Source organism: Bacillus sp. hwrm1, assembly GCF_040207805.1.
GTDB classification, from domain to species: domain Bacteria; phylum Bacillota; class Bacilli; order Bacillales; family Bacillaceae; genus Bacillus; species Bacillus velezensis.
The window spans coordinates 2,704,881-2,729,721 of sequence record NZ_CP157943.1; the positions used below are offsets into that span (position 1 = coordinate 2,704,881).

Sequence of the window (24,841 nt, forward strand, 5' to 3'; positions counted from 1 at the left end):
TTTATTGTAACGGGAAGTCAGAAGATTGAAAACTTTTTTCATAAATAAAAAAGCAGAGTCTCCCCTGCTTCTTTATTACGCGTATAGCTCTTCAAGCTTTTTCTGTACATCCGCGTTTTCAAGAAATTCGTCATAAGACATTTGTTTGTCAACAATGCCTTTAGGCGTTAATTCAATGATGCGGTTGGCAATTGTCTGTACAAACTGATGGTCATGAGATGAAAACAGCATAGCGCCTTTAAAGCTGATTAAGCCGTTGTTAAGCGCCGTAATGGATTCCAAATCTAAGTGGTTTGTCGGTTCATCCAGAATTAAGATATTCGCGCCGGAAAGCATCGCTTTTGAAAGCATGCAGCGCACTTTTTCTCCTCCGGAAAGGACGTTTGATTTTTTGTTGACTTCTTCTCCTGAGAACAGCATGCGTCCTAAGAAACCGCGCAGAAAGCTTTCGCTTTGGTCATGCGGCGAGTATTGGCGGAGCCAGTCAACAAGGTTCGCATCGCTGCCGTCAAAATATTCGCTGTTGTCTTTAGGGAAGTACGCCTGGGAAGTGGTCACGCCCCATTTAAATGTGCCGCTGTCTGCTTCCATTTCCCCGGAAATGATTTTAAACAATGTCGTAACGGCAAGTTCGTTGCGGCCCGTAAAAGCGATTTTATCTTCTCTGTTCATAATAAAGCTGACGTTATCAAGCACCTTAACCCCGTCAATCGTTTTTGTTAAGCCTTCAACCCGCAGCACGTCATTTCCGATCTCGCGTTCCGGCGTGAAATTGACATAAGGATAACGGCGTGATGACGGTTTGATATCATCAAGCGTGATTTTATCAAGGAGTTTCTTTCTTGATGTCGCCTGCTTTGATTTAGAGGCGTTGGCGCTGAATCTGGCCACGAACTCCTGAAGCTGTTTAATCTGCTCTTCTTTTTTCTTGTTGGCTTCCTGAGAAAGCTTTAAAGCAAGCTGGCTGGATTCATACCAGAAATCATAGTTGCCGACGTACACTTGAATTTTATTAAAATCAAGATCGGCGATGTGCGTGCACACTTTATTTAAAAAGTGACGGTCATGGGATACGACGATGACTGTGTTCTCAAAGTTGATTAAAAACTCTTCCAGCCACTGAATCGCTTTCAGATCCAAGTGGTTGGTCGGTTCATCAAGCAGCAGAACGTCCGGCTTGCCGAACAGCGCCTGTGCCAAGAGCACTTTCACCTTTTCTGAACCGCCTAAGTCAGCCATTTTCTTCGTATGCAGGTCTTCAGAGATGCCCAGGCCCTTTAACAAAATAGCGGCTTCACTTTCAGCTTCCCATCCGTTTAATTCCGCAAACTCTCCTTCAAGCTCAGCGGCGCGGATGCCGTCTTCATCTGAAAAATCAGGCTTCATATAAATCGCGTCTTTTTCCTGCATGACTTCGTATAAACGTTTATGTCCCATAATAACGACTTTCAGCACTTCGAAGTCTTCATATTCAAAGTGGTTCTGCTTCAGAATGGCAAGACGTTCGCCCGGGCTCATATGGACATCGCCGGTCTGCGGCTCCAGCTCACCGGATAAAATTTTCAAAAATGTTGATTTTCCGGCACCGTTTGCGCCTATTAATCCGTAGCAGTTGCCCGGCGTAAATTTAATATTGACATCTTCAAATAACTTGCGATCCGCAAAACGCAAGCTCACATTATTTACAGCAATCATTTAGAATCCTCCATCGTGTCTATCATCATTAAAAGTATACCATGAATAAAGGGGAAGAGAAATGTTTCCCTGCGAATATACGGGTTTGAAAAGATGCAGGCAAACCCGGAGCCCTGTGATACAATAGATATATATACATATTCATCACGGAGGAACAAGTTGAAGCTTTTAACACTCACAGAATATTGTCTTATGATTTTCTTTACCGGGGTTTTTCTGGCCGTCACAGGCTTTACCGCACGTGACATCGGCTTGTACGTCGGAATCGCCCTCATTTATACGTTTTCGCATCTCTTTTCAAAACGGATGCTTGAAAAACGCGGCAAAGAGAAGCAGCAGGTGAATCTTTTTTTCAGCGTTCTGGCCATTGTCGGATCAGTGCTGGCCACGGTAATGTTCATCGCCGTCGCCGCCTCGTTTGCCAAATAAAAAACGCCTGCTGTCCAAATCGGGCAGCGCGGCGTTTTTATTTTGTCTGACGCATATCATGAAACGGGAAGAACACAAACTTCGAGGTGCCGACGATTCGGTTTTCGGCAATTAAGCCGAGGCCGTTCCGGCTGTCCATTGAGTTCAGCCGATTGTCGCCCATGACGAAGTATTTGCCTTTCGGAACCTTTACGGGGCCGAAATCTCCCGTCAGGTTGACTCCCAGTTTTTTCGCTTCTTTTTTATTGCTCGCGAGGTACGGTTCTGCGATTTTTTTGCCGTTTATATAAAGCGTGTCATTTTTCATTTCCACCGTTTCTCCCGGTTTTCCGATGAGCCGCTTTACATAATGGACTTTCGATGTATCGCCGTTAATAATGACGATGTCCCCCCGCTCGATTTCTCCGATATAATTGACGCTTTTGTTGACAAACAGCCTTTCACCGTCATGTAATGTCGGGTACATTGATGATCCTTCCACTAAGTACGGTTCAAACAGAAAATGGCGGATTAACAGCGCAAGTGCGACTGCTATAATGATGGCCTTTCCCCATTCCCAATACGTGTTGGATTTTCTTTTTACCGATTTTTCAGAAGTAGGTTTTTGTTCTTCAGTCAACGTGGTTCCTCCTAGACGATCACTGTTTCAGTTCATGTACCATCTTTACTTTATCATAACTCATCATAAAATACATAACGCTACTATGCGTACATGATTGAAAAAAGCGCCCGTAAAGGACGCTTTTTGCTTATTTCTCTGCAACCGGTTTTTTGACGATTCCCAAGATAACAGCCGTTACAATCGCTCCGATCACGATGCTCATTAAGTAAAGCAGCGGATGGTTCGTAATGAATGCAACGAATATTCCTCCGTGCGGTGCAGGAAGCGTTACCCGGAAAAACTCTGTCAACCCGCCAGCTACCGCAGAACCGACAACGGCTGCAGGGATGACGCGAAGCGGATCAGCCGCTGCAAACGGGATGGCGCCTTCTGTAACGAAAGCTGCTCCCATGAAGTAGCACGTAATACCGGCTTCACGGTCACGTTTAGAGAATTTGTGTTTAAAGAATGTTGTCGCCAGTGCGATTCCAAGCGGCGGAGCCATTCCGCCCGCCATGATGGCCGCATGCGGCGCATAGTTTCCGGCCCCGATCATCGCGATACCGAAAGTGAACGCCGCTTTATTGAGCGGGCCGCCCATGTCGATAGCCATCATACCGCCTAAAATAATACCCATTAAGACAAGGTTTCCAGTTCCAAGGCTTTCAAGCCAATTTGTTAAGAAATTCATGAACGCTGCGACAGGTGTGTTTATGACAAATTGCATCAGGACACCGGTGATAAAAATACCGAGCAACGGATAAATCAATACAGGTTTTAATCCGTCAAGAGTCTGAGGAATAAAGACAAACAGCTTTTTCAAAAGGACTACGACATAACCTGCTAAGAATCCGGCAATCAGTCCGCCCAAGAATCCGGCATTCGCCTGCGTAGCCATAAATCCGCCGACCATACCCGGCGCAAATCCCGGACGGTCCGCAATACTCATTGCGATGAATCCGGCAAGAACTGCAACAATCAGCTTTAACGCATTATCGCCGCCGATAAAGTTCAGCGCTGCGGCAAACGTGTTGTATGTCGGGTCTTTCGGATCAGCTGAATGAATTCCCCAGAAGAATGAAATCGCAACGAGAATTCCGCCGCCGACGACAAATGGCAGCATGTTGCTGACACCGCTCATTAAGTGTTTATAGAAAGTACTTCCGATACTTGTGCCTGATTTCTGTTTCGGACCGTCTTCATCTGAAGCGGAAGATCCTCCGCCGCTGCCCTCGTAAATCGGCGCATCTTGGTTAACGGCTTTTTCAATCAGTTCCTGAGGACGTCTGATACCGGCCGTCACAGGCACTTGAAGAACATGTTTGCCTTTAAAGCGTTCCATTTCAACCTGTTTATCAGCCGCCACGATGATCGCAGGCGCGTCTTCAATTTCTTGAGCCGTCAGCTTATGTTTGATACCGCTTGAGCCGTTTGTCTCGACTTTAATGTCAACGCCGAGCTCTTTCGCTTTTTCCTTCAGTGCGTCAGCTGCCATAAACGTATGGGCGATACCTGTCGGACATGCCGTAACGGCAAGGATTTTGCCTTTTCCTGACGGCGCTGCCTGTTCTTCCTGCTCTTCTTCTTCCTCATCGTCATCTTTGTCATGCTGATTGATGATGTCAATGATCGCATCTTCTGATTCAGCTTCAAGAAGCTGTTTGCGGATTTCCTCACGCATGAGAAGCGTTGAAAGTCTTGATAATGCCTCAAGGTGCGTATTATTCGCTCCTTCGGTTGCCGCAATCATAAAGACCAGGTGTGCCGGCTGACCGTCTAATGATTCATAATCCACACCATCTTTTGAACGGCCGAATGCGATGGCCGGGTTAATGACGCTCGCCGTCTTCGCATGAGGAATGGCAATGCCTTCGCCGATTCCCGTCGAGCTTTGGCTTTCACGATTTAAAATGGCTGCTTTGTAAGCCTCTCTGTCATTTAATCTGCCGGCTTTGTCAAGCACTGTCACCATTTCATCGATAACGTTTTCTTTCTCTTTGCTTTCTATATTGAGATGAATTGTATCTCTTGTTAACAGCTCAGTTATCTTCACTTTTCTTTCCTCCTCTATAGACGTGTGACTTTAACTTCAGGAAGAAGCTGCTGTACAAACTCTTCAGTTCCGAGTTCTTCAGAAAATGCCGTCGCGCTTCCGGAAGCAACTCCTAAACGGAACGCATCTTCCAAAGGCAGCTGTTTTGAAATTCCCGCAAGGAATCCCGCGACGACGGAATCACCCGCGCCTACCGAATTGACAAGCTTTCCTTTAGGAACATTGGCGAGGAAAACCGCCTCTTTCGTAAATAAAAGCGCACCGTCGCCAGCCATCGAAACAATCGCATGTTCAGCGCCTTGTTCAATCAATTTTTTACCGTAAGGAACGGCAGCTTCGGCTGAATCAATGACCGTATTGAACATTTCCCCAAGCTCATGATGATTCGGTTTCATCAAAAACGGTTTCATTTCTGTCGCTTTCATCAGCGCTTCACCGGAGATGTCCACCACTACCCGGGCATTCTGCTTTCTGCATGCCTCAGCAATTTTTTCATACGTGTTATGCGGCAGGGAAGAAGGAATGCTTCCCGCTAAAACGACGATGTCTCCTTCTTCCAGAGCGGAGAACTGTTCTAAAAAGGCATTGAACACTTCGTCTGAAATCGTCGGGCCCTGTCCGTTAATTTCCGTTTCATCGCCCGTTTTCAGTTTTACATTTATACGCGTGTCTTCATCCACCTCAGAAAAAGCCGTTTCCAGACCTTCCTGCTGCAAAAATGACGTGATATAGTTTCCGGTAAATCCGCCGACAAATCCCAATGCTTTTGACGGCACATGGTGTCTTTTCAGTAATCTCGAAACGTTGATGCCTTTTCCGCCGGGATACTTCGTGTCATAGCTGGAACGGTTTAAACCGCCTACGGCAAAATCTTCAACGTGAACGATATAGTCAACAGACGGATTGAGGGTTACAGTGTAAATCATGGTTTCACTACCTTTACGACAGTTTTTTCTTGGTAATTATCGAATGCAAGTTCTTCAGCTTCAGTGGTAATGATAGCGGCATCGCCCAAGGCGGCGAACGCTGCGAAAGAAATCTCGCCGAATTTAGAAGGATCGGCTAAAACATACGCATTTTTCGCCTGTCTCACAGCCTTTGTCTTCAGAAGAGCCTCATCCGGATCGGGTGTTGTAAAGCCGGCTTCAATGTGCACGCCGTTCACCCCGAGGAAGCTTTTGTCAAAACGGTACTGGCTGACCGCCGTTAATGAGGCGCCGCCGATCATCGCACCTGTTCTATGCTTCACATATCCTCCGAGAAGATAAAAGGGGATCCCTTTCCTTATTAAAGCGTCGATATGCATAACTCCGTTTGTGACAACCACAATGTCCTTAGATGGATCTATAAAATCAATCATGTGCAATGTAGTTGTTCCCGCATCAAGATAAATACAGTCACCTTCTTCTAATAAAGATGCCGCTTCTTCTGCGATCTTCAGTTTATCCTGAAGGTTTTTGGAGGATTTTTCAAGCATATCGGGTTCTTGCCTGCTGTTGGAAAGTTTAGACGCCCCGCCGTGAACGCGCTTTAAAAATCCGCGCTCTTCAAGTGTTGATAAATCTCTTCTGATCGTTGATTCAGAAGCATTTGTCATACTTATCAGCTCTTGAATCTTCACCACATCACGCTTTTCAATCTGATCCATAATCAGCTGATACCTTTCAGGAGTGAGCATATTCCGCCTCCTTTGGAAACGTATTCATTTCGGCTGCAAGATAATTGTAAACGCTTTTTTTACTTCTAGCAACTAAAATCACTCAAATTCATTCAATAACTATCAAAATCTTTCACATTTGTTCATATTAACGTATGTACATAGGGTTTGTAAACTGTAAATTCGACAAAAAGGGGGACAATTGTATGACATTTTCTTTTTATCATAAATGAAAAAAGTCTATTATATTCATTCAATCATTAAAACACAAAAAAACCCCATGCAGACTGCATGGGGCGCCGATTATTCATACCGTAACGCTTCAATCGGATCTAAGCGAGATGCTTTGTTGGCGGGCAGCATGCCGAAAATGACACCGATCAGCATACTGAACAGCACACCGATACAAACCACCTGCCAGGAAACGAGCGACGGCCAGCCTGCGATAAGGGAAACGAGTGATGCTCCCCCGTAGCCGAGACAGATTCCGATTAAGCCGCCGATTAATGTAAGCACAACAGATTCAATTAAGAATTGTGTCAGAATCTGTCCTCTCGTGGCACCGAGCGATTTGCGGATGCCGATTTCTCTTGTCCGTTCCGTCACTGATACGAGCATAATATTCATGACCCCGATCCCGCCGACAACGAGAGAAATACCGGCGATCGAACCGATGATCGTCGTCATGACGGTCGTGACCTGACCGATGCCCGCCGCGATTTCTTCCATATTCATGACTTGATAGGCCTCTTTTGTACCGTGATTGTCATTTAAGAGACGGGCCGCTTCTTTTCCTGTTGATTTGATTTGATCAGCTGACTCCGTCTGAACGGAAACGTTGCTGTAGTCGTTAGTACCGAAAGACGTTTTCAGCATGTTGAACGGCACATACATTTCACTGAGTCCTAACGATAAAAAGCCGCTCTCTTCTTTCAGTACGCCGATTACTTCAACGGGCTGTCCGCCGGCCCAGACGATTTTTCCGAGCGGAGACGTTTTCCCGAACAGCTTTTCAGCCATTTTTTTCGAGATGATTCCCGCTCTTTTCCCGGAAAGAAAATCATTATCCGTAAATGTCCGTCCATCTTGAACGTCCAGCTTTTTTACGTCCATGTAGCCGCTGTTAATGCCGTTCAGCGTAATATCCGTGTCTTCTTCATGGTAACGTGCCGTCATGGATTTTACCGCGGAAGCGACAACCTGCTTTACGCCGTCCACACCTTTTAATCCATTAATATCTTCTTCTGTAAAACTCGCTTCCTGTAAGGCGTTCGGATTGGCTGTTAATTCTTCATCACTGGGCATGTAAAACAATTCAATCGTATTGCCCGGCCCGCTGATGGATTGCTTCAGCATTTGCTCTCCGCCCTGGCCGACAGCCACAACAACGATTACTGAACCGACGCCGATAATGATTCCGAGCATTGTCAGAATCGATCTCAGCTTGTGAGCTCTTACGGAACTGAGGGCCATCCGGAGATTTTCTGACAGGCTCATTCCCCCACTCTCCTCTGCTCAGCATCGCGGGAAACGATCATGCCGTCACGGACGAAAATCACTCTGTTTGTACAGTCCGCCACTTCAGGCTCATGAGTGACAAGCACCACGGTCACGCCCTCTGCATTAAGCTCTGTGAACTGCTCCATAATGGAAATGCTTGTTTTCGTATCCAGCGCGCCGGTCGGTTCATCAGCTAAAATGAGCTTCGGTTCGTTCACAATGGCTCTTGCAATCGCGACACGCTGCTTCTGGCCGCCGGACAGCTCATTCGGCATGTGACGCATCCGATCCGCCAAACCGACTTTTTCCAGCGCATGCTCAGCCCGTTCCTCACGCTCTTTTTTGCCGATACCGGCGTAGATCATGGGGAGTTCGACATTTTTTCTTGCATTCAATCGCGGCAGCAGCTGAAATTGCTGAAAGACAAATCCGATTGATTTGTTCCGGACCGCCGCAAGCTCTTTTTCGGTGCATGAAGAAACATCTTCGCCCGCAAGCCTGTAACTGCCGGACGTCGGTCTGTCCAGACAGCCGATGATATTCATGATCGTAGATTTTCCCGATCCCGACGGTCCCATAATTGACACATATTCTCCTTCTTCAATCGTCAAGTCGATTGAACGGAGAACATCAAACGTCTCCTTGCCGATCTGATAGCTTTTTTTCACCTTTGAAAGCTGAATCATCTATGCTTTCACATCCGTTCCGTCAGTCAAACCGTCAGCCGGATTCAGAATGACTTTATCATCCTTTGAAAGCCCTTCTTTTATCTCCGTAAGCTGATTTGCGGTATCGCCGACTTTAACTTTCACGCGTTTGGCCTTCCCGTCTTTTACCGTAAAGACCCAGTGCTCATCTCCGTCTTTTTTGACCGCGGAGGACGGCAGCGTATCGGCTTTCCGTTTGTCGGTTTCAATGTTCATAATTAATTTAAACCCCGGCTTGCCCTCCGGAAGGTTTCCGATCAGCTTAACCTGGAACGGATACTGCACGGCCTGTTCCGTACTTTCCCCCGAAGCAGCGCTTGACTTTTGATCAGGAACGAGGCCGACAGCCGCCACTCTCCCTTTCCACGTTTTACCTGGAATGGCGTCTGAGGTAATTGTAACGCTTTGTCCCTTTTTCACTTTCAGCGTGTCGTATTCGGACAAATTGCCGGCAACGATCAGGTGTTCCGGGTCTCCTATATGTATAACCGGTTCTTGAATATCCGATTTTTTAGAAGCCGCTTCTTGATTTACCGAGATTACCGTCCCGTCCATCTCACTCTTAACATTGAGATTCGCCACCTGATTTTCAAGAGACTGCTTTTGCAAATCAGATTGCTTTAATTCGATTTCCGCCGTTTTTTGCTGAAGCTGCAGATCAGTCCGTTCGGATTCAATTTGTTTTTTGGCTTCCGCTTCTCCCACTTGTTTTGCCAGATCTTGTTCCTTGCTGTTTAATGCTCTGAGTTTTTCTTCAACTTGTTCGATTTGCATCCGTTTTGATTGTTCTGTCAACTCATTTTGTTCTTTATCAAGATTGAGCTGCTCATTTGTATACGTGACTAACGACGACCCTTTTTTTACTTTGTCGCCTTCTTTTACTTTCACTTTATCAAGAGTTCCTTTATCCGCTTCATAAAAAACATACTGTTCTTTAGAGAATTTAAGTGTTCCCGGAACCATAACCGTAGAGGAGATTTCTCTGTTTTCCATGGTTCCGGTTTCGATTTTTTTCCCGGCGCTGCCGCCCGCGGGAGCGGCAGACTTATAAATATTGATACCGATGAATACTGCAACAATTACGGCGATGCTGATTCCGATCCAAATTTTTTTCATGTTATACACCTGCTGTCACTGAACTTAACAGTCCTCCGACTGCCGAAACTAAAAGCATAATAACAAACAGGACAATCGCGGAAGTCCAGGCCGCTTTTTTCGAAATGCCGCCTGTATAGCGAAGTCCCAAAGCGAGCAGAATATAGCTCCAGATGCTGAAAATGTCGAACGCGCTTAAAAAGACCGCGACGCCGCCTCCGGCCGGTATGACACTCGCCAAAGATGTAACGGCATACAATGAGCCCGCACCGGTAAAATAAGTGACAAGACCGTTAATAACTAAGCCGATATTGGTAATAAATGCCGTAAACAGGCTGAGTGAGAGCATTTTTTTGTAAGTTGTTACGCCGCCTGAAATTTTAACGCACAGCCAGTAAATGAGCGGAACGATAAACAGAGCGATAATGCCCCCGAAGATTCCTCCGAACATCGAGCCGAATTTAGCAATGGTTTTGGTCATTTCAATCTGATCATCCGACAATCCGTCAAGAGATGAGCTGTTCAGCACTTCTTCATAATTCATCCCCAATCCGCGCAAAATACTGCCGGCCGCGATGAGAATGATGACAATCAGGAGAGGAATGCCGATGACCGGCTTCTCTTTTAATCTTTTAAACTGCACAACAGGACTTGTAATGACGCCGAAAATTGACGGCTTTTCCGTTACTGCCGTATTGCTTTTTTCCAGGTTTGGTTCCATATTGCTGATGCCTCCTATGTATTATTCTGTTTATACGTACGCTTTAGGCTGAGAGAAGTTTCAATTTTTTTGCCGTTTGCGTATTTATGCTAAATTGTAACACAAATTCTCAGCTTTACGTTCCATAATTATGTAAAAAAAAGCATTGTCTGACCGGTATGACGGGAGGCTCAAAGCCTTGTGAAGGCACTGTCTTCAGCCTATTCACGTAGTCAAAACCAGCTCAATCGCAAATCCCTTTAAATCCCATTTAGATATTCTCTGGAATTCAGCGCCTATATACAAAAAAGCCGGATGGCAATGATGCACATCCGGCTCTTTTTTCACCCTCCGCTTACAGGAGGGATAAAGGCAATGGTATCACCTTCTGTTACGATGCTGTTGTCTTTTACATATGTTTCATTGATTGCGATCATGGCATTGTCAATCGTCTGAAGTCCGTACCGTTCCTTTAACAGTGTTTTTACAGCAGACGCCGCCGTCTCTTTTTCGTCAAGTTCAATGACCGGTGTTCCCGCCTGCTCCGCAAGCCCGGCAAACAATAATACTTTAATCATCGCGATTCCCCTTTATGCAAATCCGGTTTTCCGTTCGGATAGGGCGTTGTTTCCAGCTGATCGCCTATCCATTCTTCGCCGTCTTCCCAGATTTCTTTTTTCCATATCGGCACAATCTGTTTTATCCGTTCAATTGCATATTCATTCGCCTCATATGCCGCCTTTCTGTGCGGTGAGGACACGGCGATTACGACCGCTGCTTCTCCGATATCAAGGACGCCGACACGGTGAGTGATTGCAGCTTCGGCTCCTTCCCATTTCGCGCTGATTTCATCGCCGATTTGAGAAAGCATTTGAACAGCCATCGGTTCATACGCTTCATATTCGAGCCGCACCGTCCGCCGTCCTGCAGTCCACTCTCTGACCGTGCCGATAAACGTTGTGATGGCGCCGGCTTCACGCTTTTCAACTTTTTTTACGATATTTTCCGCAATGATAGGTTCCCTTGTAATTTGAAAACGTTCCATTTATGCAGATTCCCCTTTCAGCTGCGAAAGCACAAACATCATGGCAGCCGGATCGTCCGCATGGAATACGGGCATGCCTGCATCTGCCGGCATATGCTCCGTATTTCTGCTGATAACCGCGATCACGCGCTCCAAATGCTTCAGCTTTTGCCAATCTTCGCTGTCTTTGATCATAATGATTTTCGGATGCGGCGCATGTTTAAATCCCTCTATGAGAAGACCGTCAATTCCCAGGCATTCATACAGACTGATCAAACCCGCCAGATCCCATTTTTTTCGCGCCGTAAGCTGCAGGACGCCATCCCCTTCTACTCCCGTAACCGCGGCCCCGGCTTTTGAAAAACGCTCCGAGTCTTTTCCGTCAGAAAAAGGTTCCGGTTCTCCGCCGTGTCCGTGATGTTTTAAACATCCAATATCGCACTCTTTCGGCGCCGCTTTCAGCACACGTTCAATAAACGTTGTTTTACCGCTGTTTTGAAAACCTACGATCTGGACGATCGGGAAAGAATTGACCACGGCCATTCACTTCCATTCTCATCACGGATGAGGAGCACGTGAACCGTCCGGCCCGCTTCATATCCCCTCGTTCCTCCCGGCAGAAGGATAAACGCGTTTGCTTCGGCTAGAGATGTGACTGAGCTTGATTTGTCGAGACCGACCGGTGACGCCATCATCTTTCCGTCCTTATGATAAACAAATGCCCTCACAAATCTCGTAAACGGATTCGGTTTCGGAAAGTCGTTTGTTAACACGGCTTCCGCCCATCCGGAATGAGGTTTTTCATTCAGAAGCCACGTCTGAATCATCGGTTTGACAAACAGGGTGAATCCGACATAACATGCGGACGGATTGCCTGAAAGGCCGAACAGCAGCATGTCATCGGCCCGGGCGACAGTTGTCACGCTCCCCGGGCGCATTGCCACTTTGTTAAAAAGAACTTCCGCTCCGAGCTTATTATAAATGTCTGGAAGAAAATCAAAATCGCCGACTGACACGCCGCCGGTCGTGATCAGAAAATCAACTTTTTTCATAGCTTCCTTCACCGCATCATAGCTGTCATCAAAATCATCGGAAATTTTCCCTAAGTTCAGCGGTACCGCGCCCGCTTCAATGACCTGGGCATACACCATCGCAGCATTGCTGTTGCGGATTTTCCCCGGCTCAAGCGGATCGCTGACATGAAGAAGCTCGGTTCCCGTTGCGATAATGCCGACAACCGGCTTTCTGACCACGGGAACGGAAGCATAGCCGAAGGTTGCTAAAAGAGCGGTTACGCCCGGCGTGATTTTCGTCCCTTTTTTTAATAGCGAGCTGCCTTTTTTCGCGTCTTCTCCTTGATATGAAATATTATCGCCCGCATGGAAAGGGCGTTTCACTGACATGTAATTCGTCCCGTTTTCAGAAAACGTTTTTGTCAGCTCAAGCATCACTACGGCATCCGCGCCTTTTGGAATCTGCGCCCCCGTCATAATGCGGACCGCTTCATAAGGCCCGAGTTCTTTTTCCGACACGGCGCCGGCTCCGATATGGTCAATGACTTCAAAGGTGACGGCATTGTCACGGGAAGCCGTTTTTGAATCGCTCGCCCTGATGGCAAATCCGTCATACGGGGAACGGTTAAAGGCCGGCACATCATGATCCGCCTTAACATCCTCCGCCAAATAGCGGTGGAGACTGTCCTCAAGCGCCACCCATTCGGTATCCCCCTGTTTTTTATATCGGCTCACCCGGCGGACTGCTTCGTCCACCTGAATCGGCGTTCTTTTTTCAAGCATAGCAATATCTCCCCTTCCTACAGTCCGATCACCCTGGCCAGAACTGAATTTGCTTCTTTTATATCGTTTGTACCGTGAATCAAAGCCCGTCCGTCCTGAAAAATAACGATTCTGAAGCGCTCATACGCCATGTGCAGCAGAAATTCATTTGCTTCCACTTTACCGATCTGCTTCAGACGTTTGACAAGCTCTTCTTTATCCAGCCTCTTTAAGGCTTCCGATCTGATTTGAACGGTGTCTCTACCGCACAGCACGCTTGCTTTCGGCCTGTTTTCAGGCTGCAGATACGGATATACGGGCTCCGCGCCGCAGGAAGGGCAATGATCTCGTTTGATCTGATCCACATTTATGCTCATATTGGTGTTATTCCACACGTCAAACGTGAAAAAGCGCCGATTTACCGCCGCATGATTTCCTGTCAGCAATTTCAGCGCCTCAGCCTGCTGATAAGCGGAGACGATATGAACCGCCGGAGGTATGATACCCGCTGTATCACATGTCGCTCCGCCCACGGGCATTTGCTCAAACAGGCAGGATAAACACGGCGTAACCCCCGGAATAATCGTCATGCACATTCCCTGACTGCTGACACAGGCACCGTAAATCCAAGGCGTTTTCGTTTTCAGCGCCAGATCATTGATGACCATTCTCGTTTCAAAATTATCTGTCGCATCCACGATGCAATCCGCTTGTTCGATCAGCGGTTCGAGCGTTTCCGCCGTACCTTCCGCCGCGTAAGCATCGATATGTATATCACTGTTTACCGCCAAAAGACGCGCCTTAGCCGCCATTGCTTTCGGCAGGCGCTGTCTCGCGTCTTCTTCTGTATACAGCTGCTGTCTTTGTAAATTGCTCCATTCCACATAATCCCGGTCAATAATCGCCATACGGCCCGCTCCGGCTCTTGCCAGGCCCTCTGCCGCGGCTGTTCCGAGGGCTCCGGCTCCGACAATCAGGACGCTGCTGTCAGCCAGCGCCTGCTGCCCTTTTTCCCCTATCGGCTTAAATCTTGTCTGCCGCGAATAGCGCTCTTCCATCTGTGTTGTCCCCTTGCATTTTTATTTCCATCATACCATGTTTCTTCCCGATCAGTCTTGATTTGAAGACTCGACATGCGCCAAAAGTCTGGTGTAATCGTCCTGTGTGTTGATATTAGCGAACTCCTCCGGCCCGGCGCCGATGTCTTCAGCCTGCACATAACAGACAGACAGCCGCTTCAGCGTGTCTGTCATTTTCAGTTTGTTTTGTGTCAGCTGATCAAAAAGCACATCCTGCACCCGTTTATGGTAAACCGCCAAGAGGGGCTGCTCTCTGTTTTCACAAACCGGTATGACAGCGTCCAGGTTTCCGGTCAGCTTCATTTCAAGCGCAGCCATCGTTTTTCTTGTCACGAGCGGCGTGTCACAGGATATGACCGTATATATTTCGCCTTCCGTTTGTTTCATTGCCGTATAGATGCCGGCAAGCGGGCCCATTGCCCGAAACCGCGGCTCATCGGCCAAAACATGCCGCTCCCTGTTTGATAAGAACTTTTTTATATGCTCAGGGCGGCTGATAATTACCGTTTCTCCGCCGCCGAAGGCTTTTTTCGCCTGTTCATAAAACATGCCGCCCTTCCACTTTGCAAAAGCTTTCGGTTCTCCGAATCTTCGGGAAGCTCCCCCTGCTAATATTACATTCACCCGTTTCATGTCATCTCTCTCCCATTCTATATAAAAGCATAGCAAACGCCTCAGCCGAAATACAATATTACGGTGCTTGTCTGTTTAATTAAGAGGAATAGCCGTTGATCCTTTCCCATATTGTAGTGTTAACATCATGAAGGAGATGGTTCTTATGAAAATATCTGGTCCGTTTTTCCACGACACTTCTCAAGAGAACCTTTACTTGAAATCCGAACTTTCCAGATGCAGAAAATTAATTTCAGAATTTGAAGCAAGCTACTTCCATCAAAAAAATAATAAGCTTCAGGAGGAAAACGCCAATATTAAAGAGCGGCTTCACAAGCTTTCTGACGAATTGGAAGCCATGGCTCAAAAACACAAACAGACAAGTGACACGGAACGTTCTTTGCATGAAATCAGAGCCGGGCTGCTCGATAAAATCGTCATTTTGCAAGAACTGCTTCAGCAGGAAACGTTTCGGCGGAAAAATGAGATGGAAGAAAAGCACCGTCTGCATCTTACAAATGTAAAATTTGAAGAAGAAAATAAAAACTTACATACCCGCATCCGCTCACTTGAGACCGCCATTCAAACTGAACGGACTTCTCACGAAGATATGAAACAGCGTTATCATGCCGCTGCAGACGAAAATACCCGGCTTCAAACACAAATGATAGAAAAAGAATACCAGCTCAAACATATTAAAATAGAAATTAATCATATGAGAGATCGAATACTAGAAACAAAAGAACGGCTTGTAGAAATAGAAAAAACGAAAGAAAAGTTATTTCAAGAAACCATTCTTTCGTATAAACGGCAGCTGGACGAAAGTGATGCTTGGATTGCCGGCCATTTTGCTGATATTGACAGCCGCACGGCGGAACCGGCGGAACAAGCTCTGGAAATCCCTTCTGTTTCCAAAGAGACTGTTCAGGCAGAAGACTTGCTTAAAGCCGTTACCGAACAAGTCATCTCCCTGCAAAAACAATTTGTACAATCAGAGTCCCGCGATCAGTCGTTTGATGAAAAACTGGATGCGTTGAAAGAACGTGCTGACGGCGAAAAGCCTTTCCAAAAATATGTCGTCAAGCTTGAAAAAAAGCCTGGAAAAGAGGCGTCACTTCCGCAGAATAAGCGGGAAAACGCAAAAAAACTGCTTGAGTAACGCAAGCAGTTTTTACTGTTTTATTATTCAGCAGCCGTATCATTTGCCGTTTCTGCTGTTTCCTGAGAAATTTCTCCCTCAAGAATATATTGGCCGCGGTATGGTTTTTTCACTTCCGGATACATTTTAATTAAGCTTTGCATAAATGTTGTCATATTAGGAATTTCAAGGCCGCTTTCCTTTTCAATTTCCTTTTGAAGTTCGGAACTTTTGATCGCTGCATTGTGGCGTTTCAATGTTTTAATCGCTGCTTCGCGCAGTTTTGCCGCTTTTGATCCCGGTCTCGCCGTCCCTCTTCTTCTTCTTGTAGAACCGTCTGGAATGCCGGCGGGAAGAGACGTAATAGACTGCATCTGCGGCTGGGAGGATTGAGGCTGTGCCTGCGGCTTTTGATAGCTTCTCATTTCCTGTGCTGCAAGCTCTGCAAGCACCGGGAGAGAGTCACTTTTTTTCTCCGGACGAAACTCTTTTTTTGTATCGGACAGGCTGCCTGTATTGTCTAATTCTCTCAGTTTTGCATATATTTTATCACGTTCTATTTGATATTCACGAATGACTTTTACCTCTGCTTCGTTCAATTGTTCTAAACGTAAGCGCAGCGCTTCTCTTTCATTAAACATGTGTAAAACCCCCTGTCAAAAATTTAAACGCTTTTATTAAGATATTAGATTACAAAAGTAATTTTATCAACTATTATTTTATCATTTTACTATTTTATTTACTCTATGAAAAATTGCTTATTTTCTGAAAATGGTACTTTATATACAAAAATCCCTTGTCATATAGGGGATTCTGGACAAAGTTCCAATTTATTCAACCATTTCAAAATATAACTTGAAATTACTTGTTTAATGAAAATTAGCGTGATATCTACAATTTTCGACTATAATATGTAAAAGATAATGATATCGATAAAACAAGCGGTACAGCGTGTTTACGGCTGTTTCTCTTATTTTTAAAGCCGCTCATGTCATATTGGAATTTTTTATCCAATAGGCACAAAAAAACCCTGTTACCTAAACGGCAAAGGGTTTGCAGAACCGAGACAATAGTCCGACGGAGATTGTCCCGATTACTCAGAAGCCCGCTCCGTTTCTGAAAGTACTCGGCTGACGCGTTTTTCAAGCATTTTCATCCCGCTTCCTCCCGCTTGAAAATGGCGGAGCTGTCCGGTTTTATCGAAAAGGTAATAAGCCGGCACATATTCATTTTCAAATGCTTCAGTCAGCGTATGATCGCTGTCGACGTAAATCGGCTGAGAGATATCGTGTTCAGCCGCTGTTTCCTTGATTTTCTCAAGGTCAAGATCGTCTTCGGAACGGGGCATGTGAACGGCCATCACATTCAGCTGATCTTTATATTTATCACGAAATTCGTTCATCTCAGGCATCGCTTCTTTACACATGCGGCAGCTGGCGGACCAGAAGTGAATCAGTGCCGGCTTTCCGCCGACCAGCTGTTCCTTCGTGACTTCTCTGTTAATCCATGCTTTAGCGCCTGTCAATTCAGGCATTTGCTGACGTAATTTCATCTTATTTCCCTCCTTATGAAAAAGGTTTTTTGCCGGGGCTTTCAATTTCGCCGGGCAACGTTCTCCTGTTTTCCCTCCAAAGGATATGATTTGGCTGAATCACCATGTTAAAATGAGTGTGGCGATTCCTTAGTTCATATCTTCACAAAAATGATGATATTGAAACCGGGCAATATGAACAAATCATAAATGAAATAACTGGTTTCTATTAAAAGGTTTATTTTTTTTAAAAACGGGTATATCACTTTTAGCTTTTTCCGCAAAAGACTTGAAAGGAAGACATCACTATGATTGATTTAAAACACTTTGACTGGGCCGGGCTTCTCACATCTGCCGGGATTTTCATCATAAAGCTGGCTCTCATTATTTTAGCGTACTTTATTTTCCGGGCGGCAGGAAAAAAGCTGATCAAGCATCTGTTTCAGAAATTCGAGCAACAAAACAACCTCTCCACAGGCCGCGCTTATACTTTGCGAAGCCTCGCGCTTAATGTATATGGATACATCCTGATTTTCGTTTTTATCGTAATGATTTTGGATTTATTTCACTACAATCCGAGCGCTCTCATTGCCGGCGCCGGCGTGGTCGGTCTCGCAGTCGGCTTCGGGGCTCAGGGGCTTGTCAGTGACATCGTCACCGGATTTTTTATCCTTTTGGAAAAACAGATCGACGTCGGCGATTATATTACGGTTGCCGGCTACAGCGGCATTGTCGAGCAGGTCGGTCTCCGTACGACGCAAATCCGGAGCTTTGACGGCACGCTTCACTATCTTCCCAACCGGGGCATTACGAATGTGAGCAACCATTCCCGCGGAACGATGCAGGCGCTTGTCGATATTAAAGTGCCGCTTGAAAAAAATCTTGATGAAACCATTCAAATCCTGCAAACCGCGTGTGACAAAGCAGCCGCTGAGCTCCCGCAGATTAAGGAAGGGCCGGACGTCATCGGGGTTCAGGATTTAAGCACGTCAGAAATGGTGATCAGAATCATTGCCAAAACAGAAAATATGGAGCAATGGCGGGTTGAACGCGTACTGCGGAGAGAAATAAAAATCGCGCTCGACCGTTTTAAAAACGCCGCTTCCGCCGAATAGAAAAACCGAAGCGTGAGCTTCGGTTTTTTCTTTTTAATGAAATTTTTTTTCCACTTCGCTGCAGATTTCGTCGGCGGTCATTCCGGAAGCCGTAATGACGGGAGCCTGAGTTGACGTATCGGCAATTCCTTGGACATTGCTGTCAAGTCCGGTTACGACACAGCAGTCACAATTCTTCGCATCCTCAGGAGTCTTCATCATCACTACGTCATATCCTTTTTGTTTTAACGCCTGTTCTACATCCGATAAAGATTGTTCAATTCCAATTTTTTTCGTCATATTGAACACCTCCGTTATGTAGAATGCTCAATTTTTGTTAGATTATTCTTCTTTTCGGATTTAATTGGCATACTTCGAAAAATATCCGACCATGACATTTACCGCGGTTTCCATCGCATCTTCATCCGGGTTCAGCTTGGCGTGATGAAGCCCGTGGGATGAATCGGCCCCCAGCCAGAACATAAAGCCGGGATATTTTTTCAGCATATAGCCGAAATCTTCTCCGGTCATCGCTTCTTTCGCCGTTCTCACGTCAGCAAGCTGATGATCGCTGACAAATTGCATAAATTCTTCGGTCAGGCCGCTTGTATTATAAACTTGATGATAAACGGACGGATACGTGACTTTTCCTTTGCATCGGAAGCCGATTTCAATTCCTTTGACAAGCTCTTCAATCCGCTTTTTCACCATACGCATTGATTCCTCGGAAAGCGTCCGGATGGTTCCCTCCAGATGAGCATGCTCTGCGATGATATTTTGCGCCGTGCCCCCGGTAATCGTTCCGACAGTTATCACAGCGCTGTCAAGCGGATCCGTATTTCTGGATATGACCGTTTGCAGCTGCGTGACAAGCGTGCTCGCGGCAACGACCATGTCGTCTGCTGTATGCGGATATGCCGCATGCCCGCCTTTCCCCTCAAGATCGATGACAAGCTCGCTCGTATTGGCAAACAGCAATCCGCTTTTGGTGGAAATTGTGCCTACAGGAAGCTCAGGTGCTATATGGAGAGCGGTAATCAAATCCGGCGTCCATTTTTTCAGCACATCGCTTTCAAGCATCGGTTCCGCTCCGCCCGGTCCTTCTTCAGCCGGCTGGAATAAAAAGAGCAGATCATGTTTGACGGGATGATGGACAAAATGATCAATAATGCCGAGCGCAATGGTCATGTGCATATCGTGGCCGCATGCGTGCATAAAACCGGGGTGTTCAGATGCAAACGGAAGCCCCGTCTGCTCTTCAATCGACAGAGCGTCTATATCCGCTCTGTAGGCGAGCATTTTTTCCGGAGCCGTGCCGTTGACTTTGACAAAGGTGCCGGTTCTCCAAGTTTCGATTTCAATTCTTTCCTCCGGATATTGGTTCAATAGATTCAGCAGGTACTGTTGGGTTTTATATTCCTGAAAGCCGATCTCCGGAATGCGGTGCAGATCTCTTCGGATGGCAATAAGCCGCTCTTTTTCCATATGTACTCCTCCTTGAGATAAGAATAAGGCGTGGATTTTATCATCCACGCCCATTCTATCAAACCATTCCTTACAGCTGGCGTAATTCCTGTTTGATTTCTGTTTTGCCTTTTGTTTTTTCATCGATATCTTTGATTTTTTTCGCAGGTGTTCCCGCTACAACGGTATATGGCTCGACGTCATTTACAACGATGGCTCCGGCAGCGACAACCGCGCCTTTACCGATTGTTACGCCTTCAAGCACAACCGCATTTGCGCCGATCACAACGTCGTCTTCCACGACAACAGGCTTAGCGCTAGGCGGCTCAATAACGCCCGCTAATACAGAACCCGCTCCGATGTGGCAGTTTTTGCCGACAGTCGCGCGTCCACCGAGAACAACGTTCATATCAATCATCGTACCTTCGCCGATGACTGAACCGATATTAATAGATGCACCCATCATGATAACGGCATTGTCGCCGATTTCGACTTGGTCGCGGATAATAGCGCCGGGCTCGATTCTCGCTTTAACATCTTTTAAATCAAGCATCGGGATCGCAGAGTTGCGGCGGTCATTTTCAATGACGTAATCCTCAATTTTGTCTTTGTTTTCTTCGATTGCGCTTTTAATTTCAGCCCACTCGCCAAAAACGACGCCGGATTGGCCGTTCAGGAATGTTTTAGCGGAATCGCCAAAGCTGATTCCTTCAAGATCGCCTTTTACATACACTTTTACAGGCGTTGATTTTGTACTATTTTGAATAAATGAAATAATTTCATTTGCATCCATCATTTTCATATGTATTGTCCTCCTCTGATTTTCTACCTCATTACTGTAACAAAGGAAGGATACAAAGACAAGAAAAAAAGGAACAAGCCTTTATTCTGCCGGCTGGCTGCACAGCGCGGCAAACTGTCTTCCGAATTCCCGGAGCTCTTCTTCCTCACTGCCCTCAGGGTTGTTTTCAATTTTGACCGACGGCAGCACCACCCGCCCGCCGCGGGCTGTGATTACTTTTTCCAATTCGTCAACCGCTCCGCAAAAAAACTCATAGGACGTATCTCCGGAACCGAACAAAGCAAATGTTTTTCCTATAAACTCCAGGTTTTCCATATCTTCAGCAATATCGAGCATTTCATCAGGAAGATCCCCGTCTCCCCACGTATATGTGCCTAATAAAATATACTCGTAATCATTAAAAAGTTCGGCATGAATATCCATAGCTTCATATCTGTCTACGGATGCTTGTGCTTCGATCAGCCCTTTTTCAATTAAATCCGCCATCGCCTCGGTGTTTCCTGACATTGTGGCGTAAACAAGCAATACATTCCCCATCTTCGTCTCTCCTTTATGCATAAAAACTAATGTGCGAGCCGAACCGCCTCATACGGTCTGACAAACTTACTTTCGTAAAGGCCCGCGCAAAAAAAGTTTTCTTCCCGGTTGGCCACCCGCCATCCGTGACCGCGGATCGTATCAAACCACTTTAATTCACCGGCGGCGAGATCAGCTTGATAAATACGCGAAAATCCGTTTTCGTCCTGTGACGATGTGACATAAATAATCCCGTTATCCTCAGAAACGTCGAGAAATGATTTTTCCCGTACGGCGGGTCCGGCTGTAATGGCAAACTCCTCTTGCGTCCGCACGTTTCGGACGGCAACCTCCCCCCGTTCTCCCTTTGCCGCGCCCTTTGCTGCAATGAGCCAGTCATTCTGATACATCATCATTGAAGCCGTCATGCGCTGCCTTTCGCGGCTTATACGCCGGATGCGTTCTTCCGTCAGATCATACGCCCAAATGCCGCCATGATTCATATGAATCCGGGTGCCGATATAAATCGTCTGACCGTGTAAACAAAGCGAACGGATGACAGGCGGCTCCTTTAATTGTGAAAAGGGCTTAGCCACATGCCAAGTGACGCCGAAATCATCAGATAAGTAGAGGCAGTATGTGCCGTGCGCACAGACAAACCCGTCATTCCGCCCGGCAACGGCCCATACGGAGGCGCTGGTCGGAAAACGGGAGGCCGTCCAAGTCTTTCCCTGATCGGCTGATCTGAGGACGGCGCCTTTTTCTCCAGCCGCGAATATGTAGGGCCCTATGTAAGTCAGCACATGAATTCTGCTTTTCACTCGGAACAATCTTTTCCAGCCTTCTTCCGCGGAAAAATGAAAAATACCTTCGCCTTTCACAGCCACAAAAAATCCCGAAGATACTGATGCCATGACAGCCGTCGCGCCTTTATGAAACATAGCACCGGTCTCCGTGGTGTGCGGCCCATGCAAGAAAACCGCGGACAAATTCTTTGCAGCATTCCTGATCCTCAGCCGTCTCGGGCGCCAGCTCGATTTTCAGCGTTTCCGGATATAAATTGGCTCCGGCCTGTTCAAACGCATCGCAAAACAGCGTGACCGCTTCGCAAAACTTCGGGTAGGCGTGATCGCCTGAACCGAAACAGGCCGTTTTCAGTCCGTTGAGCTGGCTGTGCAGAATATCTTCGTAAAAATCTTCCGCTTCGTAAGGAAGATCACCGTCCCCCCATGTGTACGTGCCGACAAAAACATAATCATATGCTTCTAGAGAATCCGCATCTGCTTCGTCCATGTCAAGACAGTCAACTGCTATCTGATGCCCGCTCAGTGTTTCTTTTATAATGCCGGCAATATCCTCTGTATTCCCCGACATGCTTGCGTATATCATTAATGCTTTCTGCATATGACCACCTCGTAATTGATAATGATTTTCATTAACATATATAACACTTTAAATGATAATGATTTTCATTGTCAATAAAAAATAAAAAAAGACAGCATGATTGCTGTCTTTCTAAAATGGGCGTTCCTGCTTCAGCATATCTTTAATGACAGAAACAAAAGCCTGCACCTGTTTTAATTCAAATGCCGGCTCATAACCGAGCAGCCATGTGTCACGGCCGATCGGATGATCTTTTGTATCAAGCAGGGGCATTTTATTTACTTTGTCTTCCTCTTCTAAGGTGACTGACGGCAGAATGGCATATCCGATCCCGTGCAGCGCCATCTGCTTGCACGTTTCAATCTGATCGACAAGGATGGTCTGTTTCGGCGAGGTTTTGAATTTTTGATGCCACCAATGCTGAATTTCCTGAAAATATGTACTGTCACTTTTGAATTGGATGAACGGCCGGTCGGTATGGGCAATATCATCAATACAGGAAATTTCCGTATCGACCAAATATAAATGATCGGTCATTAAATAATCTTTCCGGCCTTTCCATTCCGGATTTCCCCGGATAATGCCGATATGTACCTGATCTTCATACAGACTTTTCAGCATTTCGCTGCTCCACCCTGTAATGAGAGAGACCTTTGCATTCGGATATCGTTCCACATATGTTTTTAACACTTTCGGAAGCCAGTGCTGCCCGATAATCGAAGCGACGGCAAGCTTTAGTGTGCCGTGAATCTCACCCTCAAGTTCATCAATGTTTTCTCTGATTCTTTCTTGCCGATCCGTGACGTCATTTGCAAATTGTATGATTTTTTCTCCTGCCGGCGTTACCGTAAGTCCTTTTTGAGATCTTAGAAAGATCTTTGTTCCCCAGGCTTTTTCAATGGTCTGCAATCGCTGGGACAGAGCCGGCTGTGACACGAATAACCGTTCGGCAGCCTTCCTCATGTTTAATTCCTCAGCTAAAATTACGAGCATATGAAGCTCTTGAAGCTGCATGTCGTCCTCCTTTTCAATGCCTTTTCGTATTTCTTATCTACCATTCTAATAAAATAAAGGCTGCCGAGGCAAGCGCCACTCATATGTATGCGTTTTCTTTTTCTGGCATGCAAAAGAACAAATAGGCTGATCGTGCGAGCCTACTTATTCAATGATCTGATATGACTGCTCAACTGCTTTAATACGACTCTTCTCGTGAAAATGCCTTCAAAGACGCCTTCATCATTTTCAACGCAGACAAAGCCGTTGTTAATGACCATGCTGAACCCTTTGATAATCGGATCATTGATGTGGAGACGGGGAATGTCTTTCAGCATGACTTCCTCAACCGTAATTTGATCCAGCTTCTCAAACTCGATCCGTTCAAGTCCGAAAATGCTGTTCATAATCATATTTGTCCCGATCAAACCGTGCAGACGGTACGAAGCGTCAAGGACGGGAATGGCGGTATAGCCGGTTTTCGTCAGCACTAATAGAGCATGCTCAAGGTTGTTTCCGACTTGAACGTGCGCCACTTTATCCGCCTCGATCATAAATTGTCCGACTGTTGCATCAAGAAGCTGATCTGATTGTAAGCTAATCATGTCACTTCGACCCCTTTACATTTTTCATCAAAGCATGTATTCCCTATATTGCAATAATATAAACATTATCATTTTTTGTCGAAAAGTTTCCGTCAATAAAAAAGATACTCTTTGCAATCGAGTATCAATTTATAGGCCGCTGATTAATTTTCATTCCGAAAACGGTCATAGAGCGTTACGAGTTTTTTATAAGTGGTTCCATCAACGCTTTTTGACCCTGCTTCTATATCGTTGATTTCGCTGGTCAAAAGCTCAATGGCATATTCTTGATTGATCAGGATATTCAGCAGAAGTTTCTGTTCTTCTTCCGTAAATCGTTCACCGATAAGACTCATACGTAATCAGGCCCCCTATTTTTAACTGAATACCTCCGAAAGCAAGGTGAAAT

General features: G+C 46.1%; 29 protein-coding genes. 3 read left to right on the top strand and 26 right to left on the bottom strand.

The annotated features are described in order from the left end of the window. Positions 1-75: 75 nt before the first annotated feature. A complete protein-coding gene (locus ABK447_RS13355; RefSeq protein WP_007409642.1) occupies positions 76-1,695 on the bottom strand; it encodes an ABC-F family ATP-binding cassette domain-containing protein in 1,620 nt (539 codons plus the stop codon). A gap of 159 nt (positions 1,696-1,854) precedes the next feature. On the opposite strand from ABK447_RS13355, the gene ABK447_RS13360 reads away from it, so the two are divergent. Next, positions 1,855-2,124 carry a hypothetical protein gene (locus ABK447_RS13360; RefSeq protein WP_007409641.1) on the top strand — a complete coding sequence of 90 codons (270 nt, stop codon included), beginning with the start codon at positions 1,855-1,857 and terminating at the stop codon, positions 2,122-2,124. A gap of 37 nt (positions 2,125-2,161) precedes the next feature. On the opposite strand, the gene sipT is transcribed toward ABK447_RS13360, so the two are convergent. The 14 genes from sipT to ABK447_RS13430 all read right to left on the bottom strand — a co-directional run bounded on the left by sipT (position 2,162) and on the right by ABK447_RS13430 (position 14,948). Continuing rightward, on the bottom strand, positions 2,162-2,743 hold the full coding sequence (gene sipT, locus ABK447_RS13365) for a signal peptidase I sipT (RefSeq protein ID WP_003154568.1): 582 nt from the start codon (positions 2,741-2,743) through the stop codon (positions 2,162-2,164). 130 nt (positions 2,744-2,873) lie between these two features. Then, on the bottom strand, positions 2,874-4,778 hold the full coding sequence (locus tag ABK447_RS13370; RefSeq protein ID WP_007409640.1) for a PTS fructose transporter subunit IIABC: 1,905 nt from the start codon (positions 4,776-4,778) through the stop codon (positions 2,874-2,876). Positions 4,779-4,792: 14 nt separating this feature from the next. Beyond that, positions 4,793-5,704: a 1-phosphofructokinase gene (gene pfkB / locus ABK447_RS13375; protein WP_003154572.1), complete on the bottom strand. Its 912-nt coding sequence runs from the start codon at positions 5,702-5,704 to the stop codon at positions 4,793-4,795. Next, positions 5,701-6,456 (bottom strand): DeoR/GlpR family DNA-binding transcription regulator, encoded by a 756-nt coding sequence (locus tag ABK447_RS13380; RefSeq protein WP_007409639.1) that lies wholly within the window; start codon positions 6,454-6,456, stop codon positions 5,701-5,703. The genes pfkB and ABK447_RS13380 overlap by 4 nt, the downstream gene beginning before the upstream one ends. A 282-nt stretch (positions 6,457-6,738) precedes the next feature. Then, entirely contained in the window at positions 6,739-7,932 is a 1,194-nt protein-coding gene (locus tag ABK447_RS13385) for an ABC transporter permease (protein WP_007409638.1), read from the bottom strand. Further along, a complete protein-coding gene (locus ABK447_RS13390) occupies positions 7,929-8,621 on the bottom strand; it encodes an ABC transporter ATP-binding protein (protein WP_007409637.1) in 693 nt (230 codons plus the stop codon). The genes ABK447_RS13385 and ABK447_RS13390 overlap by 4 nt, the downstream gene beginning before the upstream one ends. Continuing rightward, entirely contained in the window at positions 8,622-9,758 is a 1,137-nt protein-coding gene (locus ABK447_RS13395; RefSeq protein ID WP_007409636.1) for an efflux RND transporter periplasmic adaptor subunit, read from the bottom strand. A 1-nt stretch (position 9,759) separates the two neighbouring features. After that, complete coding sequence (locus ABK447_RS13400; RefSeq protein WP_007409635.1) at positions 9,760-10,458, bottom strand: Yip1 family protein; 699 nt, start codon at positions 10,456-10,458, stop codon at positions 9,760-9,762. A 323-nt stretch (positions 10,459-10,781) separates the two neighbouring features. After that, positions 10,782-11,015: a molybdopterin converting factor subunit 1 gene (moaD, locus tag ABK447_RS13405; RefSeq protein ID WP_007409633.1), complete on the bottom strand. Its 234-nt coding sequence runs from the start codon at positions 11,013-11,015 to the stop codon at positions 10,782-10,784. Continuing rightward, on the bottom strand, positions 11,012-11,482 hold the full coding sequence (locus tag ABK447_RS13410) for a molybdenum cofactor biosynthesis protein MoaE (protein ID WP_007409632.1): 471 nt from the start codon (positions 11,480-11,482) through the stop codon (positions 11,012-11,014). Before ABK447_RS13410 ends, moaD begins: the two co-directional genes overlap by 4 nt. Continuing rightward, on the bottom strand, positions 11,483-12,004 hold the full coding sequence (gene mobB, locus ABK447_RS13415; RefSeq protein WP_032868152.1) for a molybdopterin-guanine dinucleotide biosynthesis protein B: 522 nt from the start codon (positions 12,002-12,004) through the stop codon (positions 11,483-11,485). Continuing rightward, positions 11,965-13,257 carry a gephyrin-like molybdotransferase Glp gene (glp, locus tag ABK447_RS13420; RefSeq protein WP_077391926.1) on the bottom strand — a complete coding sequence of 431 codons (1,293 nt, stop codon included), beginning with the start codon at positions 13,255-13,257 and terminating at the stop codon, positions 11,965-11,967. The genes mobB and glp overlap by 40 nt, the downstream gene beginning before the upstream one ends. A 17-nt stretch (positions 13,258-13,274) precedes the next feature. Then, positions 13,275-14,294: a molybdopterin-synthase adenylyltransferase MoeB gene (locus tag ABK447_RS13425; protein ID WP_007611113.1), complete on the bottom strand. Its 1,020-nt coding sequence runs from the start codon at positions 14,292-14,294 to the stop codon at positions 13,275-13,277. Positions 14,295-14,345: 51 nt separating this feature from the next. Next, positions 14,346-14,948, bottom strand: coding sequence for a molybdenum cofactor guanylyltransferase (locus ABK447_RS13430; protein ID WP_076424045.1), 603 nt, complete (start codon positions 14,946-14,948; stop codon positions 14,346-14,348). A gap of 145 nt (positions 14,949-15,093) precedes the next feature. Between ABK447_RS13430 and ABK447_RS13435 the strand changes: the two genes are divergently transcribed. Next, positions 15,094-16,086 (top strand): hypothetical protein, encoded by a 993-nt coding sequence (locus ABK447_RS13435; protein WP_043021218.1) that lies wholly within the window; start codon positions 15,094-15,096, stop codon positions 16,084-16,086. Between the two features lie 23 nt (positions 16,087-16,109). Here the strand turns inward: ABK447_RS13435 and rok are convergent, their stop codons facing one another. Both rok and ABK447_RS13445 read right to left on the bottom strand, forming a co-directional pair. Further along, entirely contained in the window at positions 16,110-16,706 is a 597-nt protein-coding gene (gene rok, locus ABK447_RS13440) for a transcriptional regulator Rok (protein WP_012117447.1), read from the bottom strand. 452 nt (positions 16,707-17,158) lie between these two features. Next, positions 17,159-17,617 carry a TlpA disulfide reductase family protein gene (locus ABK447_RS13445; protein ID WP_038463805.1) on the bottom strand — a complete coding sequence of 153 codons (459 nt, stop codon included), beginning with the start codon at positions 17,615-17,617 and terminating at the stop codon, positions 17,159-17,161. Positions 17,618-17,904: 287 nt separating this feature from the next. Here ABK447_RS13445 and ABK447_RS13450 point away from each other — a divergent pair, with 287 nt between their 5' ends. Continuing rightward, on the top strand, positions 17,905-18,711 hold the full coding sequence (locus tag ABK447_RS13450; protein ID WP_038463800.1) for a mechanosensitive ion channel family protein: 807 nt from the start codon (positions 17,905-17,907) through the stop codon (positions 18,709-18,711). Between the two features lie 33 nt (positions 18,712-18,744). Here ABK447_RS13450 and ABK447_RS13455 read toward each other — a convergent pair whose 3' ends face one another. From ABK447_RS13455 to abbA, 9 genes are all read right to left on the bottom strand, one after another. Then, positions 18,745-18,990: a YkuS family protein gene (locus ABK447_RS13455; protein WP_003154596.1), complete on the bottom strand. Its 246-nt coding sequence runs from the start codon at positions 18,988-18,990 to the stop codon at positions 18,745-18,747. Positions 18,991-19,050: 60 nt separating this feature from the next. Next, positions 19,051-20,175 (bottom strand): N-acetyldiaminopimelate deacetylase, encoded by a 1,125-nt coding sequence (locus ABK447_RS13460; protein WP_038463797.1) that lies wholly within the window; start codon positions 20,173-20,175, stop codon positions 19,051-19,053. Positions 20,176-20,245: 70 nt separating this feature from the next. Continuing rightward, positions 20,246-20,956, bottom strand: coding sequence for a 2,3,4,5-tetrahydropyridine-2,6-dicarboxylate N-acetyltransferase (gene dapD, locus ABK447_RS13465; RefSeq protein WP_007409623.1), 711 nt, complete (start codon positions 20,954-20,956; stop codon positions 20,246-20,248). 81 nt (positions 20,957-21,037) lie between these two features. Continuing rightward, entirely contained in the window at positions 21,038-21,493 is a 456-nt protein-coding gene (locus tag ABK447_RS13470) for a flavodoxin (RefSeq protein ID WP_038463794.1), read from the bottom strand. A gap of 26 nt (positions 21,494-21,519) precedes the next feature. Continuing rightward, on the bottom strand, positions 21,520-22,413 hold the full coding sequence (locus tag ABK447_RS13475) for a sialidase family protein (RefSeq protein ID WP_020955746.1): 894 nt from the start codon (positions 22,411-22,413) through the stop codon (positions 21,520-21,522). Continuing rightward, positions 22,403-22,876, bottom strand: coding sequence for a flavodoxin (locus ABK447_RS13480; protein ID WP_020955745.1), 474 nt, complete (start codon positions 22,874-22,876; stop codon positions 22,403-22,405). The genes ABK447_RS13475 and ABK447_RS13480 overlap by 11 nt, the downstream gene beginning before the upstream one ends. 111 nt (positions 22,877-22,987) lie before the next feature. Further along, on the bottom strand, positions 22,988-23,869 hold the full coding sequence (gene ccpC / locus ABK447_RS13485; protein WP_007409619.1) for a transcriptional regulator CcpC: 882 nt from the start codon (positions 23,867-23,869) through the stop codon (positions 22,988-22,990). A 140-nt stretch (positions 23,870-24,009) separates the two neighbouring features. Beyond that, entirely contained in the window at positions 24,010-24,453 is a 444-nt protein-coding gene (gene cbpB / locus ABK447_RS13490) for a cyclic-di-AMP-binding protein CbpB (RefSeq protein WP_003154608.1), read from the bottom strand. 143 nt (positions 24,454-24,596) lie between these two features. Next, positions 24,597-24,788 carry an antirepressor AbbA gene (gene abbA, locus ABK447_RS13495; protein ID WP_007409618.1) on the bottom strand — a complete coding sequence of 64 codons (192 nt, stop codon included), beginning with the start codon at positions 24,786-24,788 and terminating at the stop codon, positions 24,597-24,599. Positions 24,789-24,841: the final 53 nt, after the last annotated feature.

Bases quoted from the DNA above. Each gene is read 5' to 3' on its own strand.
- ABK447_RS13410 (WP_007409632.1), bottom strand. From the start codon at position 11,482: ATGGAACGTTTTCAAATTACAAGGGAACCTATCATTGCGGAAAATATC.
- ABK447_RS13395 (WP_007409636.1), bottom strand. From the start codon at position 9,758: ATGAAAAAAATTTGGATCGGAATCAGCATCGCCGTAATTGTTGCAGTA.
- cbpB (WP_003154608.1), bottom strand. From the start codon at position 24,453: ATGATTAGCTTACAATCAGATCAGCTTCTTGATGCAACAGTCGGACAA.
- glp (WP_077391926.1), bottom strand. From the start codon at position 13,257: ATGCTTGAAAAAAGAACGCCGATTCAGGTGGACGAAGCAGTCCGCCGG.
- pfkB (WP_003154572.1), bottom strand. From the start codon at position 5,704: ATGATTTACACTGTAACCCTCAATCCGTCTGTTGACTATATCGTTCAC.
- ABK447_RS13450 (WP_038463800.1), top strand. From the start codon at position 17,905: ATGATTGATTTAAAACACTTTGACTGGGCCGGGCTTCTCACATCTGCC.
- abbA (WP_007409618.1), bottom strand. From the start codon at position 24,788: ATGAGTCTTATCGGTGAACGATTTACGGAAGAAGAACAGAAACTTCTG.
- ABK447_RS13455 (WP_003154596.1), bottom strand. From the start codon at position 18,990: ATGACGAAAAAAATTGGAATTGAACAATCTTTATCGGATGTAGAACAG.
- dapD (WP_007409623.1), bottom strand. From the start codon at position 20,956: ATGAAAATGATGGATGCAAATGAAATTATTTCATTTATTCAAAATAGT.
- ABK447_RS13355 (WP_007409642.1), bottom strand. From the start codon at position 1,695: ATGATTGCTGTAAATAATGTGAGCTTGCGTTTTGCGGATCGCAAGTTA.
- ABK447_RS13435 (WP_043021218.1), top strand. From the start codon at position 15,094: ATGAAAATATCTGGTCCGTTTTTCCACGACACTTCTCAAGAGAACCTT.
- ABK447_RS13480 (WP_020955745.1), bottom strand. From the start codon at position 22,876: ATGCAGAAAGCATTAATGATATACGCAAGCATGTCGGGGAATACAGAG.
- ABK447_RS13475 (WP_020955746.1), bottom strand. From the start codon at position 22,413: ATGTTTCATAAAGGCGCGACGGCTGTCATGGCATCAGTATCTTCGGGA.
- rok (WP_012117447.1), bottom strand. From the start codon at position 16,706: ATGTTTAATGAAAGAGAAGCGCTGCGCTTACGTTTAGAACAATTGAAC.
- ABK447_RS13400 (WP_007409635.1), bottom strand. From the start codon at position 10,458: ATGGAACCAAACCTGGAAAAAAGCAATACGGCAGTAACGGAAAAGCCG.
- ABK447_RS13385 (WP_007409638.1), bottom strand. From the start codon at position 7,932: ATGAGCCTGTCAGAAAATCTCCGGATGGCCCTCAGTTCCGTAAGAGCT.
- ABK447_RS13470 (WP_038463794.1), bottom strand. From the start codon at position 21,493: ATGGGGAATGTATTGCTTGTTTACGCCACAATGTCAGGAAACACCGAG.
- ABK447_RS13460 (WP_038463797.1), bottom strand. From the start codon at position 20,175: ATGGAAAAAGAGCGGCTTATTGCCATCCGAAGAGATCTGCACCGCATT.
- mobB (WP_032868152.1), bottom strand. From the start codon at position 12,004: ATGGCCGTGGTCAATTCTTTCCCGATCGTCCAGATCGTAGGTTTTCAA.
- ABK447_RS13390 (WP_007409637.1), bottom strand. From the start codon at position 8,621: ATGATTCAGCTTTCAAAGGTGAAAAAAAGCTATCAGATCGGCAAGGAG.
- ccpC (WP_007409619.1), bottom strand. From the start codon at position 23,869: ATGCAGCTTCAAGAGCTTCATATGCTCGTAATTTTAGCTGAGGAATTA.
- ABK447_RS13445 (WP_038463805.1), bottom strand. From the start codon at position 17,617: ATGAAATTACGTCAGCAAATGCCTGAATTGACAGGCGCTAAAGCATGG.
- ABK447_RS13380 (WP_007409639.1), bottom strand. From the start codon at position 6,456: ATGCTCACTCCTGAAAGGTATCAGCTGATTATGGATCAGATTGAAAAG.
- ABK447_RS13430 (WP_076424045.1), bottom strand. From the start codon at position 14,948: ATGAAACGGGTGAATGTAATATTAGCAGGGGGAGCTTCCCGAAGATTC.
- moaD (WP_007409633.1), bottom strand. From the start codon at position 11,015: ATGATTAAAGTATTATTGTTTGCCGGGCTTGCGGAGCAGGCGGGAACA.
- ABK447_RS13425 (WP_007611113.1), bottom strand. From the start codon at position 14,294: ATGGAAGAGCGCTATTCGCGGCAGACAAGATTTAAGCCGATAGGGGAA.